The 16,147-nt window shown below is 39.7% G+C and carries 15 protein-coding genes; all 15 read left to right on the forward strand.

Annotated elements, in window-relative coordinates; genetic code table 11:
• Positions 1-132: 132 nt before the first annotated feature.
• Entirely contained in the window at positions 133-987 is an 855-nt protein-coding gene (locus MHI53_RS01860; RefSeq protein WP_260320183.1) for a carbohydrate ABC transporter permease, read from the forward strand.
• Positions 988-1,026: 39 nt separating this feature from the next.
• The gene (locus tag MHI53_RS01865; RefSeq protein ID WP_340372626.1) at positions 1,027-2,481 is read left to right on the forward strand and encodes an ABC transporter substrate-binding protein; all 1,455 of its coding nucleotides are present in this window, start codon (positions 1,027-1,029) and stop codon (positions 2,479-2,481) included.
• 76 nt (positions 2,482-2,557) lie between these two features.
• Positions 2,558-3,964, forward strand: a complete 1,407-nt coding sequence (locus MHI53_RS01870; RefSeq protein ID WP_340373634.1) for a glycoside hydrolase family 1 protein — start codon at positions 2,558-2,560, stop codon at positions 3,962-3,964.
• Positions 3,965-4,025: 61 nt separating this feature from the next.
• The gene (locus MHI53_RS01875; RefSeq protein WP_340372627.1) at positions 4,026-4,946 is read left to right on the forward strand and encodes an ROK family protein; all 921 of its coding nucleotides are present in this window, start codon (positions 4,026-4,028) and stop codon (positions 4,944-4,946) included.
• 2 nt (positions 4,947-4,948) lie between these two features.
• Positions 4,949-5,842, forward strand: coding sequence for an ROK family protein (locus tag MHI53_RS01880; protein ID WP_340372628.1), 894 nt, complete (start codon positions 4,949-4,951; stop codon positions 5,840-5,842).
• Between the two features lie 201 nt (positions 5,843-6,043).
• Positions 6,044-7,198, forward strand: a complete 1,155-nt coding sequence (locus MHI53_RS01885; protein WP_340372629.1) for a stage II sporulation protein P — start codon at positions 6,044-6,046, stop codon at positions 7,196-7,198.
• The gene (locus tag MHI53_RS01890; protein WP_340372630.1) at positions 7,195-7,548 is read left to right on the forward strand and encodes an ester cyclase; all 354 of its coding nucleotides are present in this window, start codon (positions 7,195-7,197) and stop codon (positions 7,546-7,548) included. Before MHI53_RS01885 ends, MHI53_RS01890 begins: the two co-directional genes overlap by 4 nt.
• Positions 7,549-8,115: 567 nt before the next feature.
• Positions 8,116-8,982, forward strand: coding sequence for an SDR family oxidoreductase (locus tag MHI53_RS01895; protein WP_061142148.1), 867 nt, complete (start codon positions 8,116-8,118; stop codon positions 8,980-8,982).
• A gap of 98 nt (positions 8,983-9,080) precedes the next feature.
• Positions 9,081-9,785, forward strand: coding sequence for a DsbA family oxidoreductase (locus MHI53_RS01900; RefSeq protein ID WP_340372631.1), 705 nt, complete (start codon positions 9,081-9,083; stop codon positions 9,783-9,785).
• Between the two features lie 580 nt (positions 9,786-10,365).
• Positions 10,366-10,851, forward strand: a complete 486-nt coding sequence (locus tag MHI53_RS01905) for a DinB family protein (RefSeq protein ID WP_061142150.1) — start codon at positions 10,366-10,368, stop codon at positions 10,849-10,851.
• A 170-nt stretch (positions 10,852-11,021) separates the two neighbouring features.
• Positions 11,022-11,750, forward strand: coding sequence for a nucleotidyltransferase domain-containing protein (locus tag MHI53_RS01910; protein ID WP_340372632.1), 729 nt, complete (start codon positions 11,022-11,024; stop codon positions 11,748-11,750).
• 282 nt (positions 11,751-12,032) lie between these two features.
• Complete coding sequence (locus tag MHI53_RS01915) at positions 12,033-12,392, forward strand: YrdB family protein (protein ID WP_340372633.1); 360 nt, start codon at positions 12,033-12,035, stop codon at positions 12,390-12,392.
• Positions 12,393-13,084: 692 nt separating this feature from the next.
• Positions 13,085-14,287: a M20 family metallopeptidase gene (locus MHI53_RS01920; protein ID WP_340372634.1), complete on the forward strand. Its 1,203-nt coding sequence runs from the start codon at positions 13,085-13,087 to the stop codon at positions 14,285-14,287.
• Positions 14,288-14,363: 76 nt separating this feature from the next.
• Positions 14,364-15,176 (forward strand): DUF3100 domain-containing protein, encoded by an 813-nt coding sequence (locus MHI53_RS01925; RefSeq protein WP_061142154.1) that lies wholly within the window; start codon positions 14,364-14,366, stop codon positions 15,174-15,176.
• A gap of 3 nt (positions 15,177-15,179) precedes the next feature.
• Entirely contained in the window at positions 15,180-15,632 is a 453-nt protein-coding gene (locus MHI53_RS01930) for a hypothetical protein (RefSeq protein ID WP_061142155.1), read from the forward strand.
• The last annotated feature ends 515 nt before the right edge of the window (positions 15,633-16,147 follow it).

Consider the following 16,147-nt stretch of genomic DNA (forward strand, 5'->3'; position numbering starts at 1 on the left):
ATGATAACAAATCAACATAGCTCTCAACCTACTCCATTAAACAAAGGCAATGCCCAAAATCAAGTGAATCAACCACATAAGCGTAAGAAAAAGTACACACCACATGGTCTAAGCGGATTTCCTAACCTGATTATGAATATATTGTTTGCGGCATTTTCTATGATGTGTATCTTTCCATTTCTATATGTAATCGTCATCTCTTTAACGGATGAAAAAACCTTAGCTCGAAATGGATATCAGCTGTTACCTGAAATATGGAGTTTCGAAGCATATCGATACTTGTGGCAAATGAAGGATCAGTTACTGCAATCTTATACGATAACGATTGTAGTAACGGTGCTTGGTACACTTGTCAGTGTAATGATGATTTCATTATATGCCTATGCCATTTCCAGAAAGCAATTCAAATATCGCGGATTCTTTACTTTTATTGCATTCTTCACGATGCTATTCAGTGGAGGACTAGTTCCTTTCTATATAGTAGCAACCCAGTTTTTACATTTACGTAACTCCATTTGGGCTTTGATCTTACCACTCGCAATGAATGCATTCTACATTCTAATCATGAGGACCTTTTTCCAAAGGTCTGTACCAGAATCCATTTTGGAGTCGGCTAGAATTGATGGAGCGAGTGAATTAAGGATATTTGTCAAAATTGTCATTCCACTATCATTGCCAGGTCTTGCAACGATTGCCCTTTTTAGTACATTGGGTTACTGGAATGATTGGTTTAATGCATTGTTGTTCATTGATGAAGCGCACTTGGTGCCACTACAGTCTATGCTGATGAAAATTGAAAACAATATAGAATTTTTAAGGCAAAATTCGTTAGCAGGAGGTTTACAAAATGATTTATTAAGTGCAGTACCTCAGGATGCTGCAAAAATGGCAATGGTCGTTATTTCAACTTTGCCAATAGCGATTGCCTATCCGTTTTTCCAAAAATACTTTGTTAATGGATTGACAATCGGCGGGGTTAAGGAATAATTGATTTTTGAAAAAAACAAATAAAAGGGGGGAGTTAAAATGAATAAGAAGTTAGCTATCATTCTAGTACTCTTATTAAGTTTATCAACATTTTTAGCTGCATGTAGTGGAGGGGATTCAGAAAAAACGAGCGGAAGTAAAGCGGGTGAAGGAAAACCTTATGAAATTACGTGGTACACGATCGGGACACCTCAAAAAGATGCTGATAAAGTCATGGAGGAAGTAAGTAAATACACGAAAGAAAAAATTAACGCCACCGTTAAAATGAGACAGATCGACTGGGGCGATTATGATCAAAAAATGCAAGTTATGATTGCTTCAGGTGAATCATTTGATATTGCCTATACTGCAGGAGGAAACTATGTGTTAAATGCACAAAAAGGGGCATTTAAAGACTTGAATGAACTTCTTGACACACATGGAAAAGAATTGAAAGCAACGATTGATCCAGCTTACTTAGAAGGAGCTAAAATTGATGGAAAGCTTTATGGCATTCCTTCAAACAAAGAAGTAGGTCAGCAAAGCGTGTACGTATTCAATAAGGATATCGTCGATAAATATAATATGGATATTTCAAGCATTCACTCATTGAAAGACTTGAAGCCTTTATTGCAAACCGTTAAAGAAAATGAGCCAGACTTTACACCGATTGCCACTTTCAAACCGTATCTACCATTTGATTATGTATTGGAAGATGAATTGCCGTTTGCGTTTCCTCTAGAGGGAGATAAAGGAAAAGTAGTTAATATCTTTGAATCGGATATTATGATGGAAACGTTAAAAACGATGCACGAATACTATAAAGCGGGTTATATAAAAGCGGATGCAGCCACAAGTACAGATCCATGGCCGTTAGAGGTACAAAACTGGTTCGTACGTAAAGAAATGTACCAGCCATATGCGGAATTGATATGGTCCCGTTCTGCAGGTTATAACGTAGCCGTCCAACCGATGCATGATCCGATTACATTTAACAACTCTGTAACAGGCGCCATTCAAGCTATCTCTGCAACTTCCAAAAATCCAGAAAAGGCCATGGCGTTCTTAAATCTATTGAATACAGATCCATACCTTCGCAATTTAATTGATAGAGGCATTGAAGGCGTGCATTACGAAGAGGAAGATAACGGAAAAATTAAAGACCTTCCTGCCCGTATAGAAAGCTACAACATGCCAAGTTACTCTCTAGGAAACCATTTCATTCTTAAATTATATGAAAATGATCCCGAAGATAAATGGGATGCGTTCAAAAAATTCAATGAGGCATCCGTTCAAGCACCAACCTTAGGTTTTTATTTCGATACGAATCCTGTCCGAACGGAGATCGCGGCAATCGCGAACGTTGCGAATGAATATGCACCTCCCCTGTTAACTGGAAGTGTTGACCCTGAGAAATATTTGCCAAAGGCCAATAAGAAGTTTAAAGAAGCTGGATTGGATAAAGTGCTGGCAGAAATTCAAAAACAATATGATGAGTGGAAGAAAGATAACTAATAGATCTCATTCAGGAGGCAAAGTCGGAGAGTTAATTTTCCGGCTGCTTTCTTTTTAGGGGAAGGCAGGAATGAAAATGAGTATAGAAGTAGAAAAGAATATTTACCAGTTTCCGAAAGACTTTTGGTGGGGATCTGCATCATCGGCAACGCAAATGGAAGGGTTCTCCGGGGCGGATGGTAAAGGGAAGAATATATGGGACCACTGGTATGAAACAGAACCGAATCGTTTTCACCAAGGTATTGGACCGGATAAAACTTCACTGTTTTATACGAATTTCATTGATGATATTCCCCTCATGAAGGAAACGGGGCATAACAGTTTTCGGTTTTCTATCTCGTGGTCCCGCCTGTTTCCAAAGGGGCGTGGAGAAATGAATCCAAAGGCAATCGACTTCTATAATTCTGTCATTGACACCTTACTGGAGAATGGAATAGAGCCTTTTGTGAATCTCTATCATTTTGACATGCCCATGGCTATGCAAGAAGAGGGTGGTTGGGAAAGCCGCTCTGTAGTCGATGCGTATGTGGAATATGCGTCTGCTTGTTTCGAGAACTTTGGAGACCGGGTGATGAAGTGGTTCACACATAATGAGCCAATCGTACCTGTTGAATGCGGTTATTTATATGGACATCATTATCCAGCATTTTGTGACTTTGGAAAGGCTGTTCAAGTTGGGTTCCATTCTGTATTAGCCTCCGCAAAAGCAATTAATGCATACCATGAAAAAGAGCTAGGAGGAAAAATCGGAATTATACTGAATGTCACTCCTTCTTATCCAAGAAGTAATCACCCTGCTGACGTAGATGCTGCCGAAAAATCGGATTTACTATTCAACCGTTCCTTTCTAGATCCTTCAGTCAAAGGCACTTTTCCTGAGAAGCTAATAGAGATGTTGCGAGTAGAAAACTTTTTGCCTGAATATTTAACTGAAGATTTGGATATTATCCGAGACAATACAGTCGATTTATTAGGGATTAATTACTACCAGCCACGAAGAGTCAAGGCGAAGGAAAATATTCCGAATCCAAATGCTCCATTCCTGCCAGAACGGTACTTTGATCATTATGACATGCCAGGAAAAAAGGTGAACCCATATAGAGGCTGGGAGATTTATGAAAAGGGCGTCTACGATATTTTAAAAAACATCCAAGAAAACTATGGGAATATCGAATGTTTCATATCGGAAAGCGGTATGGGAGTTGAAGCGGAAGAGCGCTTCAAGGATGAGAGTGGAATGATTCAGGATGATTATCGAATTACCTTTTACGAAGATCATTTAAAGTGGATTCATCAAGCACTAAATGAAGGGGTCAATGTAAAAGGGTTTCATGTATGGACATTCATGGATAACTGGTCATGGTTAAATTCATATAAGAACCGATATGGGCTAGTAGAAGTGGATTTAACTAAAAACTTCAGGCGTACAATCAAGAAATCAGGTATATGGTATAAACAATTATCTGAAAACAACGGTTTTTGATTGATGGAAGAGCGCTGATGAGCGATTGTTCTATCAGGATATCACGAAGGAAGTGAAGGGAATGGACAAGTATCTTCTTGGCATCGATTTGGGTGGAACAAACTTGAGAATGGCCGTCGTTACATCGGAAGGCAACCTTATAGAAGAGGTCAAAGTAAAAACGGAAAGTGACAAAGGACCGAAACATGTCATCCATAACATGATCACCATATGCGAAGGGCTGCTTCAAAAACGAAATATTGAAGCGATAGGGATCGGAGCTCCCGGTCCTTTAGATTCAAAGCAAGGGATTATTTTAAACCCTCCCAATTTACCAGGGTGGGATGAGGTTCCTTTAACTCTAATCTTAAAAGAAGCTTTAGGGAAAAAGGTAGTACTCGATAACGATGCCAACGCAGCTGCTTTAGCGGAAGCAGCAATTGGGGCAGGCAAAGGAAAAGAATCCGTATTTTATATGACAATCAGTACAGGAATCGGTGGAGGATATATCTATCGAAATCAGTTGATTCAAGGTGCCAATTTCTGTGCGGGTGAAGTTGGCAACATGGTGGTTAATCCAGATGGACCACCGCACCCTATACTGAATGTTGGCTCTTTGGAATCTTTGGCAAGCGGTACTGCTGTGCACCGTCTTGGAAAAGAAAAGGTAGGTATGGCAGGAGATGCGGGTGAAGTGTTTACTCTGGCGATGAACGGTCAGCAGGAAGCGGAGGAGATTGTTGATACGGTGCTAACTTATTTGGCAAAAGGAATCTCCAATATCGTTCATACAATTGATCCGCATATCATCGTGTTAGGCGGGGGAGTCATGCAATCAAAAGAGTATATAATGCCGCTTCTTCTTGAAAAAGTAAATGATTACTTATATCCACAGCTACGTAATAAGGTACAAATTGAATGTGCCTCGTTAGGAACAAAAGCGGGTGTTATCGGAGCGGCACTGTTGACACAGCAAGGGTATTCCGGTAAGGGAAGGGGATGACAATGAAAGCTTACATGGTGCTAGATATTGGCGGAACTTACATAAAGTATGCGGTGATGGATGACAAATCAAAGAAACTGGAATGGGGGAAGATTCCAACCCCTAAAGAAGGATTAGATATATTTTTAGATCGAATCACCGAAATAGTACATCATTATTCGAATTCATTTGACATTCAAGGCATCGCTTTAAGTTCGCCTGGTGCCGTAGATGTGGCAACAGGGTTTGTTGGCGGCGCAAGTGCTATTCCCTTTATACATGGCATTTACATGACAGAAAAACTAAAGGAACGAACAGGGCTGCAGGTGTCCATTGAAAACGATGCGAACTGCGCGGCATTGGCAGAAGGCTGGCTGGGTGTAGCAAAAGGAACTGATTTTTACATTTGTATTGTAATTGGTACAGGAATTGGCGGGGCAATCGTGATTAACCAATCCATTCTCCGTGGAGCTAACCTCCATGGAGGGGAGTTTGGATACATGATCATGGGTGAATCAGGTAAGAGCCCTCTACAATCAACTTGGAGCAATGTTGCATCGACAAACTCACTTGTAGAAGAAGTCGAACGGAAAAAATCTCTAGCAAGGGGAACGTTGGACGGTGAAGAAATATTTCGATTGGCGGAAGCAGGAGATACGATTGCGAATGAATGCATTGCCAACCTATTTAAGAAACTGGCAACGGGAATCTATAATTTGAAGTATGTACTAGATCCTGACAAGATTCTAATCGGCGGGGGAATCAGCAAGCGCCCGGATGTAATAGAAGGCATAAATAGTGAACTGGCACAATTGAAGAATGATATCTCTACATTGGATATTACGGTTGAAGCTTGTAAATTTGAAAACGATGCAAACTTGATTGGCGCCCTCTTTCATTTCCTGAATCGAAAATAGGGAGCTTCTTACCTGACACTAGCACGAATAAAGAACGGAATAACAAAATGATCGGTAAAATGTGAGTGCCAATCGTTAGGTAGGTTGCTGCTCCTATAAAAAAACGATCGCTATAAGTTTCTTGTTTGAATTCTATTAAAAAGGATGACTTTAATAATATAAACTTACCTCCTGCATATAAATGGATCATGGAGGTGCCTTATGAAATTCAAAAGGGTTGGTTTTTTAATCATTACTAGTTCAACGATTTTGGTTACTCTTTCAATCATTATTAGCGGATTCATCATCAGTTTAAACATTAGCTACCAATATAAATTCATTCAAGATTCTTTAAAACATGTGAAATCAGAGAAATTATTTTCTCAAGTAATGCGTACGGAAAATCATTATTTCTTTCAAGATACCGGTGAAAATTGGCTAACATTAGGAAGCGTTTCAATGTATCTAATGGAGTTAGGTGTAAATATAAGGACGGATGATATTAGAACGTTTTTAGGGAGTGAACTGCCAGGACTATCCGCTTACGATTATGAAATTGCAGTTGCCGGAGAAGGGACTGATATTTCGACTTTACCCTTAGAATCTTCACCACCTACGGATGTTTTGTTAAAAGAAAGAGATGTAGTTGAAGACGAGCTACAAAATAAAGGGCATGAAGAGGATTCAACAATCAAAAATAGCCCTGAAATTCAAAATAAAACAGTATTTATCTATCAAACCCATAGTTGGGAATCGTACCTTCCTCTGTTAAGAGGTGCTAAAGTTCCGGATGATGCGATAAGTAACGACAATAGAGTTAATGTCGTCGCCCTCGGAAGTCGTTTAAGTAATAAATTGAATGAAAAAGGTATAGGAACGGAACATGATCAAACTAACATGACTAGAGAATTGAATAAGAGACAATGGAAATCAACTAAATCTTATTCCATGTCTGGAGCTATCATTGAAGCAAATGCAAACAAAAATGGGAAATTGGAGTATTTTATAGACATCCATCGTGATTCCTCACGTAAAGATATCACGACCAAAACTCTAAATGGAAAAGATTACGCGAAACTTTTTTTTGTAGTCGGCAAAGGCAATGAAAAATATGAAAAAAACCTGCAGTTTGTAAAAAAATTAAATACAGAGCTTGAAAAAAGATATCCAGGTATAAGTCGTGGCATATTCCTGAAACCTAATAGTATGGGTAATGGGGTGTATAACCAAAATATCTCTGAAAAGGCCATCCTAATTGAAGTAGGTGGCGTAGATAATGACTTTGAAGAACTAGATAGAAGTATTGATGCGTTTTCTGAAGTGTTTTCATACATCTATTGGAAAGAAAATGAAGCGAAAGAGGTAAACGGACAATGAAGAAGAGAACAAATAAAAGCTCCTTGAAATGGCTTTTATTCACTTTTTCATCGACCTTCATTAGTTTGCACATTATCCAGCATAATCCAGAAGCGGACAACGGACCGGAAGCGTTTATTGGATTCGGGCATGCGCTGCGAGGTGAAAATCCTGAAATGAAGCTTGAGATTAAGCGGATTTTCAGAGAGGACGACTATGTCGTCACCCATTCCCATCTGATCTTGAACCCGAATGATCCTGGATTGGCTCTGGCCGACTTCTTCCTGCTAGAAGATGGCAAGGTCGTTGAGCATTGGGACGTGATCCAGACAGTGCCGGAGAAGGCTAAGAATACAAATAGCATGTTCTAATTGGTACGCTGCAAGCTCATCAAGCTCTTGCAGCGTACCAATTGGGTAACTTGTGATTCCTATATTACGCAGGCGTATCATCGCTCATAGGCGACACATCATCGAAAGAAACGAGTTTACATATACGATCGTTATTACTAAATCATCATGTTATCAATAGTTCTTTATGCCTCGTTGCATACATGTTCGCTTTTATAAAACTTTTCCCGGCACCTTTTAGGGAATACCTTCTGAGATTCCCCGAACAACTCTTCCAAGCTCACCAAATCCTCTATCAAGTGCCACAAAATAATAACTTTCCATTTATCTGTGACTGAGCATACCACTGTTTTACTCTTGGGAATTTTACCCTAAAATGAAGTTCGAGCCATGATAAATCATAATGGTCATATTTTTATGACTACTTTTATTTTTTGAACTATGGATATACCATATACCTATACTTGATAACACAAAAAGTAAATCTTTTTATAGCCAGTCGAGTACACGGTAAGAAGTAACGAGCTGATAGTACAGACCAGTTAAAACAACAATCAATAAGACAAAATATATATGGAGGAAAACACAATGAAGATATTAGTAACAGGTGCTACAGGAAAATTAGGCTCAAAAGTAGTTGAAGCCCTATTGAAAATTGTACCGGCAAGCCAACTTGCTGTCAGTGTACGTAATATGGACAAAGCGGAACAATTACGTGCACGTGGAGTGGACATCCGCCAAGGAGATTTTGACCATCCAGAAACATTGGATACTGCTTTTGAAGGGATTGACCGTTTATTGATCATTTCCGCGGATGGTGACAATGAAACAAGAATTCCACAACACAGAAATGCGGTAGCTGCGGCAGAGCGTGCCGGAGTCAAATTTATTGCTTATACTAGCATAACGAATGCAAAGGAAAGTAAAAACTTCCTTGCTCCCACTCATCAGGCAACAGAAGAAGCTATTTTAAAAACAGGAATTCCTTATTCTTTTTTACGAAACAACTGGTACCTGGAGAATGAAATTTCAAGTATTCAAGGTGTTCTAGCCGGAGCTCCATGGGTGACATCAGCAGGAAATGGCAAGGTAGGCTGGGCACTTCAACAAGATTATGCAGAAGCTGCAGCTGCGGTCCTATCTGGTAAAGGGCACGAAAACACCATCTACGAGCTTTCTGGAAAGTTAATGACTCAAGAAGAACTTGCTTCCACTCTGGGCACTGTATTAGGTAAAGAAGTACCTGTGCAACAGGTTGATGATGCTACCTATACGGATATAATGAAAGGCGCTGGTGTACCGGATTTCCTTCTTCCTATGCTTGTTGATATCCAAAAAGACATTCGTGAAGGCACATTAGAGGTTGAGAGCCATGATCTCGAGAAACTTCTCGGACGAACCGTTACACCAACGAAAGAGGCACTTACTCAAATTGTTAAAGGAAATATCCAATAAATAGTTATTGTTAGAAAAACACGTTTGACGTTGAACAACAAAAATGGTCTAGTCTTAAACAAATGAAATGATTTATAACAATAAATAGAGGTGTTTTTATGCAAGTAGAGATTTGGGCAGACTTTGCATGTCCATTCTGTTTTATTGGCAAACGTCGCTTCGAAAAAGCGCTAGAGGAATTTGAGCACAACGATGGTATTGAAATTGTATACCGAAGTTTCGAACTGGATCCCAATGCTCCCAAACATGTGTCTCATGATGTTTATGACATGCTCTCCAACAGATATGGCATGAGCCGTCAGGAAGCCATCAACATGAATCAGAGTGTGATCAAACAGGCAGCAGACGAAGGACTTCAGTTTCAGTATGAAGGCATGGTGCTAACGAATACATTCGATGCACATCGACTAAGACATTTCGCTGATCAATACAGTAAGGGTGCTGTGGTATCGGAGCTGTTGTTCCAAGCTTATTTCACCAAATCAAAGGATTTGAGCGACCACACAATGCTCGCCGACCTGGCAGTTGAAGCAGGACTTGATCGTGAAGAAGCCCTCTTCATGCTCGCTGGTAAGCAGTTCGCTGAGCAAGTGCGTTCGGATGAAGAAAAAGGTAGACGTCTTGGTATACGCGGTGTTCCATTCTATGTCATTAACCATAAACATACGGTATCAGGCGCTCAGGCAGGCACTGTGTTCCTGAACGCTTTACAGCAGGGGTGGGAAGACCAGCAACAACTGAAAATTGTAAAATCGACGAGCGATGCTGCTTGTGCAGATGGCTCCTGTGTCATTAAGGACTGACGTCAAAGTACGAGAAAATGATGAACGAGTATAGCGTTGTGCAGTATGAGGGAGGTTGAAAAATCTCCCTCTTTTTGTGCGCTAGGCTTGAGTGGAATCCATGCTGCTAGTGATTTAGCACAGTCAAAAATGAATGATCTGGAGCTTTGGCAAGTAGAAATACAAAGTGGTGTATACTCTTCAAAATAAAATTTTGAGGAGGAAAATATAAGGTCATTATAGAACAAAAAAACATGGAGCCACTCAGCAACTCCATAAAGGCTTCTTAATCGTATGATCGGAGGGTCTTACAATTGTCCATGTTCAAGAGATGCTAATTTTTAAATGCATATCAAAATCAAGACATTGCAATAATCATGATGTCGTATGTCCGTGAAAAGTATAAGCATGTAAGTCAAAAAGTACTTTTTAACTGAAGGAGCACCTGATGTCTATCACTTCTACGAGAAGGACGGTCATCAATCCTTTGATAATAGGGATGAGTGTTAAGAACCTCTAGATAATTCGATAAAAAAATAAATGAATAGTAATGATAAGATCAATTGGTTTATATCTTTATATATCAAAGGGGGGGATACCTATGGAAAAGCTAGAATATGAATGGGTGAAACAAACACGTCAGATTTTATTGGACCAGTGTGGAGAATTGGCTGAAGCTGATTTTACTAAAGAGTTTGAATTTGGTTTTCAGAGTATTAGAAATTCTTTAGTTCATGTGGCAGGCTGCTATCATGCTTGGTTAGGTTCTTTTGTACTTTCAGAAACATCATCGCCTTTATTTACGAAGGAAGTGATTAATAATATGCAGTTTGATGATATTCAACGTTATTTTCAACAAGCAGATATATATGTAGAACGTGTATTTGAACAATTCACAAACAAATTTGATGAGGTTATCGACAAAGAGCTTTCTTGGAGAACCGGCAGTGGGCTTGTAAAAAAAACGCCACGCCAATTACTATTCCATACCATTACACATGAGTCGCACCATAAAGGGCAAATTGTAACGATGCTGCGTATTCTTGGCCATATACCTGAAAATACAGACATATTGGGGCTGCCTTAATTCGCTACATGATGGATATCGAAGGATCAGGAGCACGATTCTTGAGGAAGATTCGTCGCCCTTCATGAACGAAAGGGACAGGATAGCTGAAGAAGGGACAACACGTTTTAGAGGGATCTTCACCTTGATGATCGAAATAAATAGTAACTGGATTTTTTCAGGTGAAGATAATGGAGGATATTATGAGGCTAAAACCAATTGAAGCGGCACAACAGTTTATCTTTAAGCATTTTCCAAATTGCCAAGGATCTTTATTAGCTGGAAGTGTCGTTCGAGGTGAAGCGACAGACACATCGGACCTTGATATTGTTGTTTTTGATAAAGACCTTACTTCCCCTTACAGAGAGTCATTCATTGACTTTGGATGGGCTATAGAGGTTTTTGTACATAATCTAACCTCGTATAAGCATTTTTTTGAAAGTGATTGCGAGGTAGCAAGGCCATCTTTGCCTAGGATGGTTTCAGAAGGAATTATTTTAAAAGATGACGGAATAATAGAACCCATAAAAAAAGAGGCGAAAGAAATATTGGACCAGGGTCCGAAGAAATGGTCAGATGAAACCATTAAAACGAAGCGATATTTTATAACTGATGCACTAGACGATTTAATAGGCTGTAAATATAGAGCCGAAGAAATTTTTATTGCTAATACTTTAGCTGAACTTGTTAGTGAATTTTATTTAAGATCAAACCTTCAATGGATTGGCACTTCTAAATGGATGGTACGTTCCTTAAAACAATATGACCGGAAATTCGCTAATCATTTTGTTGAAGCCTTTGATGTTTTATATAGGACAGGTGATAAAAATAAAGTTGTGCAATTAGTTGATAAGGTTTTGGAACCATATGGTGGACAGTTGTTTGATGGATTTTCGTTGGGGAAAAATCAGCCTCAATAATAACCATCACTTCCTAGCTCCTGATAGATACAGTCTGGTTTCAAATCGTATGTGCGATCTGTCTATAGCAACCACTTGCTTTTTTAAATCTGGTGTAAACGTTTTTTTTCTGGTTTCCTCACATATCGTGCATAATTCTATTTGTAGTAATTTTTTATTGTTCAGCTAAGCGGAGCCTCGTCATTAAAACGTTCTATTTAAGTCTGCTACCCATTTGAAAAAGGGGGCGTCTTGTATATAAAAAGTTTATTCTAGTTTCAATATATTAGGAGGAAGAGTCAGATGGGAATAAAATGGATTGGTGTTAGCGTCCTCACCGGATTCTTTCTACTGGAGCTTGCTGCGATGGCTGCGTTCAGTTACTGGGGTTATCATATTAAGACAGGAGCAGCGGTCAGCGTTATACTCGCATTTGCCACCCCCGTGGTCATAGCCGCTTTATGGAGTATGTTTCTCTCTCCGAAGGCACCGCTCCCCATCTTCTCCTTCTCCATCCGAACGACGCTTAAGCTGGTTGTGTTCATTGTTGCTTCCGCATCTTTGTATGCAAGCGGTCAAAGCGCGCTCGCGGTTATTTTTCTGACGATGTCCCTTCTTATCGTGGCAGCAGTCTTTATCTTGAAACTTCATAAAGTGAATTAAATGGATTAGTCTAAAACCGAACATCAATAATCGGGCGCCTATCTGGAATAAGGAGATGTGATAGGTGAAGAAGGGAAATTCCCCATTTTAACGAATTAAAATAAACGCAGCAAAAGTTTTTGTAATATAATAATTTATAATTCCGCCCCCTTTTGTCTACAAACTGAGCCCTACTCTAATGAGAAGGGCTTTTAACATTTTATAAATATTCGAAGTCTGTTAATAAGCTGTTTTTTCGGCGGTGCTATTATCGCTGTATCAAATTGGACATGGCAAGGTGCATGAACAATTTTTTAAGTCCCCTTAGAGTAGTCCAACGCATACCATGCTTTTCTTTTGCATCTGCGAATACACCTCGATCGTTTCTATACGTTTCGCATATATAACTTTACATCCTGATGATGACGCAGACGAACTGACCTTCCATATCTGTTTGTTAAATAACAAAAATGACTCGAGGGAGGGGCTCACCGGCCGCCTGATAAGCGAGTGCCTCTCGTCTGCAGTATGAGCCTTTTTTCTCACATTAAGTTATCTAATGATGGAATAACAGGTAGTTGTTAACATTTGGGTATATTGAATTTTCTGAAAATTATTGATACTATAATGATGATTATATTCCAGTAAGGATTGAAGCTTTATGGGACCATTTATTAGAAAGAACATACTACAATCTTAAAGGAGTGGATTTAATGGATCAATTATTTAAAGGATTAGATGATATTTATAACGAAATCGTCGATATTCGGCGCTATCTTCATCAACATCCCGAGCTTTCTTTTGAAGAAGTGAATACAGCTAATTATATTGCGGCCTACCATGAAAAACTTGGGCATGAAGTACGCAAAAATGTAGGGGGAAATGGTGTTTTAGCTTATCTGGAAGGAGATAAACCAGGGCCGACGGTTGCAGTACGGGCGGACTTTGATGCACTTCCGATTCATGAACAAACGGACGTCCCGTTTAAATCGGTTAACGAAGGAGTCATGCATGCATGCGGCCATGATGGGCATACAGCAACATTATTAGGTCTTGCAAAGGTTCTGAATGGCATGAAGTCGGAAATTGAAGGGACCGTGGTTTTTCTCCATCAACATGCCGAAGAATTGCCACCGGGTGGGGCCATTGCCATGATAGAAGATGGCTGCCTAAATGGGGTGGATGTTATTTTTGGGACGCACTTACAGGCGCAGATGCCTTTAGGTGAAATTGGTTATCGGTCAGGCCCGCTCCAAGCAGCACCTGATCGATTTGATATAACCATTCAGGGTAAAGGCGGACATGGCGCTGCTCCGCATGAAACAAAGGACAGTATTGTAATTGGAGGACAGCTGATAGGCAATCTGCAACAAATCGTTAGCCGGAAAGTAGATCCATTGGAATCTGCCGTTGTATCTGTTTGTGCCTTTGAAGCAAAAAATCCTTACAATGTCATTGCAGATACAGCTACATTGACTGGTACGGTCCGAACATTTAAAGAAGAAATTCGTAATTTTATCGAAAAAGAAATTGAAAGAGTCGTGAAGGGAACATGTATTGTATCCGATGCAACCTATGACTATACATATACAAGAGGGTATCCGACGACAGTGAACCACAAGGAGGAAACTGAATTCGTTGCGAAATTGGCTCACTCTGTACCTGGCGTTGAAGCTGTTAATGAAACCCCGCCTATTATGGGCGGTGAAGACTTTTCCTATTATTTGGAAAAAGTAAAAGGAACATTCTTTTTCACAGGAGCAAAAAGTCCCGATTGGGAGCAAGCCTATCCACATCATCATCCAAAGTTTGACATCGATGAACGCTCATTATTAATCGCTGCAAAAACCCTTGGGGTAGCAACTTTACAATACATGAAGAATAATGCAAAGACTTTATCATCACAACAAGTATAAAAAAATAGTGAAAATAAGGGGGCCTATTCACATTTGGCCCCTTAATTAACACCAATAATGAAAAGGGATGATAAAGATGACAAACGAAACACAGACACTTTGGAAAGATTGGCGAGTGCATGCCACCGTCTTTGCTATCGTATTACTGTCTGAAACGATAGGCACACACGAAATTCCATTAGGACCAGGAGTTATTTTATTATTGCCGATGCTTTATGCAGTTATAATCGGAATTTTATTATTCTTCACCCCACTTGTTAAGGAAAAGCAATCCAAAAGTGCGGAATCACTTGTTTTTATATCGGTTACATTACTTATTGCGAAGTTTGGAGTACAGGCAGGCCCAGCCTTGCCTCTGTTAATTGAAGCAGGCCCTGCACTGCTGCTTCAGGAAATAGGGAATCTCGGCACCATTTTTCTGGCCCTTCCAGTCGCAGTTTTACTAGGATTGAAACGAGAATCGATCGGAATGACACACTCCATTGGACGTGAGCCCAATGTCGCTTTAATAACGGATAAATACGGTTTTTCCTCACCGGAAGGCCGTGGAGTGATGGCCGTATATATTTTCGGGACCGTTTTCGGCGCTATTTTTATGGGTTTAATATCTGGATTGTTAGCGACTATTACGCCGATTCATCCATTATCCTTTGCGATGGCAACAGGAATAGGCAGTGGAAGTATGGCAGCTGCTGCATTAGGACCTCTAGTTACGGCGTTTCCAGAGATGAAAGATCAGATTATTGCTTTTTCAGGTGCAAGTAACCTTGCAACATCTGTAACAGGTTTATACGTGAGTATTTTCATTGCTTTGCCTCTAACAGAAAAAATCTATCTCTGGATGACAAAAAGGAAAACGAAAAATATGAAAACGAATGTGGGGGCGTAACCAATGTTAAAGAACATCCAAGAATGGGTTTTAGTCTTAGGCATTATTGGGATTGTGGTGTTAACCGGAAATTGGATCGGCTATGATATACTCCCAATAACTGCTTTACCAGGAATGATTATATTAATCCTTATTTCGTTAGCGGGCCTTATTATCGGTAAACTGGTCCCACTCAAAATTCCAAGTATAGCTTACATAGGAATCATAGGTTTTATCCTTACTGTCCCCAGCATGCCTGGGTCAGATCAACTTGTAAAGTGGACTGCAGACGTCAGTCTATTAGCAATAGCTACACCTATCTTAGCCTATGCGGGGATAGGTATTGGCCGTTCATGGGCAGACTTTGCCAAACTAGGTTGGAGAACGATCGTTGTTGGAATGTGTGTATTACTTGGGACCTTTTTAGGTTCTGCAATCATTGCTGAAATCGTCCTACGCTTTCAAGGCATTATATGATTGGAGGGTGAGTGAATGCAGAAAACGAACTTCATTGGTAATTTTCTGTAATTATAATGGATTGTTCGGATTTGAATTTCATCAACAAAAGGGCATTAATCACATGTTTCATTGAATCCTTTATGGAATTCAGAATGGAAAACTTACCAAACATGTGAATTCTGCAAAGTTTAGGCCTCCCACAGTTTCCTGTGGGAGGCCTAATGACTTACGAAAAGATATCCATGATGAATCAATGCCTTCCGTCTCGCAATGGACATTGAAGAGGAGGGAAGGTTCCGACTTTAGTCCATCAAGGGGAAATAAGGTAATTATGATATGAAATAAATCGTTTCATTTTTGGAACGAGAGGATTTACTAGGTACAGCATAATAAAGTTAGAAGTGCGGAAACATCACCCTAGCCCAATGTTATAAGGAGTTTGACCACATGGATGAGCTAATAGATAATTTAAAAAGATGAAATATCATCAAAAGTTATTACTTACAATTGCATTGGACAAAAACCCTGAATAA

Origin of the sequence: Peribacillus sp. FSL E2-0218 (assembly GCF_037992945.1) — a bacterium.
Classification (GTDB): domain Bacteria; phylum Bacillota; class Bacilli; order Bacillales; family DSM-1321; genus Peribacillus; species Peribacillus simplex_B.

What these genes read in the sequence shown, in the direction of transcription:
- MHI53_RS01860 (WP_260320183.1), top strand. Translation starts at nt 133, where the DNA reads ATGAATATATTGTTTGCGGCATTTTCTATGATGTGTATCTTTCCATTT.
- MHI53_RS01865 (WP_340372626.1), top strand. Translation starts at nt 1,027, where the DNA reads ATGAATAAGAAGTTAGCTATCATTCTAGTACTCTTATTAAGTTTATCA.
- MHI53_RS01870 (WP_340373634.1), top strand. Translation starts at nt 2,558, where the DNA reads ATGAGTATAGAAGTAGAAAAGAATATTTACCAGTTTCCGAAAGACTTT.
- MHI53_RS01875 (WP_340372627.1), top strand. Translation starts at nt 4,026, where the DNA reads ATGGACAAGTATCTTCTTGGCATCGATTTGGGTGGAACAAACTTGAGA.
- MHI53_RS01880 (WP_340372628.1), top strand. Translation starts at nt 4,949, where the DNA reads ATGAAAGCTTACATGGTGCTAGATATTGGCGGAACTTACATAAAGTAT.
- MHI53_RS01885 (WP_340372629.1), top strand. Translation starts at nt 6,044, where the DNA reads ATGAAATTCAAAAGGGTTGGTTTTTTAATCATTACTAGTTCAACGATT.
- MHI53_RS01890 (WP_340372630.1), top strand. Translation starts at nt 7,195, where the DNA reads ATGAAGAAGAGAACAAATAAAAGCTCCTTGAAATGGCTTTTATTCACT.
- MHI53_RS01895 (WP_061142148.1), top strand. Translation starts at nt 8,116, where the DNA reads ATGAAGATATTAGTAACAGGTGCTACAGGAAAATTAGGCTCAAAAGTA.
- MHI53_RS01900 (WP_340372631.1), top strand. Translation starts at nt 9,081, where the DNA reads ATGCAAGTAGAGATTTGGGCAGACTTTGCATGTCCATTCTGTTTTATT.
- MHI53_RS01905 (WP_061142150.1), top strand. Translation starts at nt 10,366, where the DNA reads ATGGAAAAGCTAGAATATGAATGGGTGAAACAAACACGTCAGATTTTA.
- MHI53_RS01910 (WP_340372632.1), top strand. Translation starts at nt 11,022, where the DNA reads ATGGAGGATATTATGAGGCTAAAACCAATTGAAGCGGCACAACAGTTT.
- MHI53_RS01915 (WP_340372633.1), top strand. Translation starts at nt 12,033, where the DNA reads ATGGGAATAAAATGGATTGGTGTTAGCGTCCTCACCGGATTCTTTCTA.
- MHI53_RS01920 (WP_340372634.1), top strand. Translation starts at nt 13,085, where the DNA reads ATGGATCAATTATTTAAAGGATTAGATGATATTTATAACGAAATCGTC.
- MHI53_RS01925 (WP_061142154.1), top strand. Translation starts at nt 14,364, where the DNA reads ATGACAAACGAAACACAGACACTTTGGAAAGATTGGCGAGTGCATGCC.
- MHI53_RS01930 (WP_061142155.1), top strand. Translation starts at nt 15,180, where the DNA reads ATGTTAAAGAACATCCAAGAATGGGTTTTAGTCTTAGGCATTATTGGG.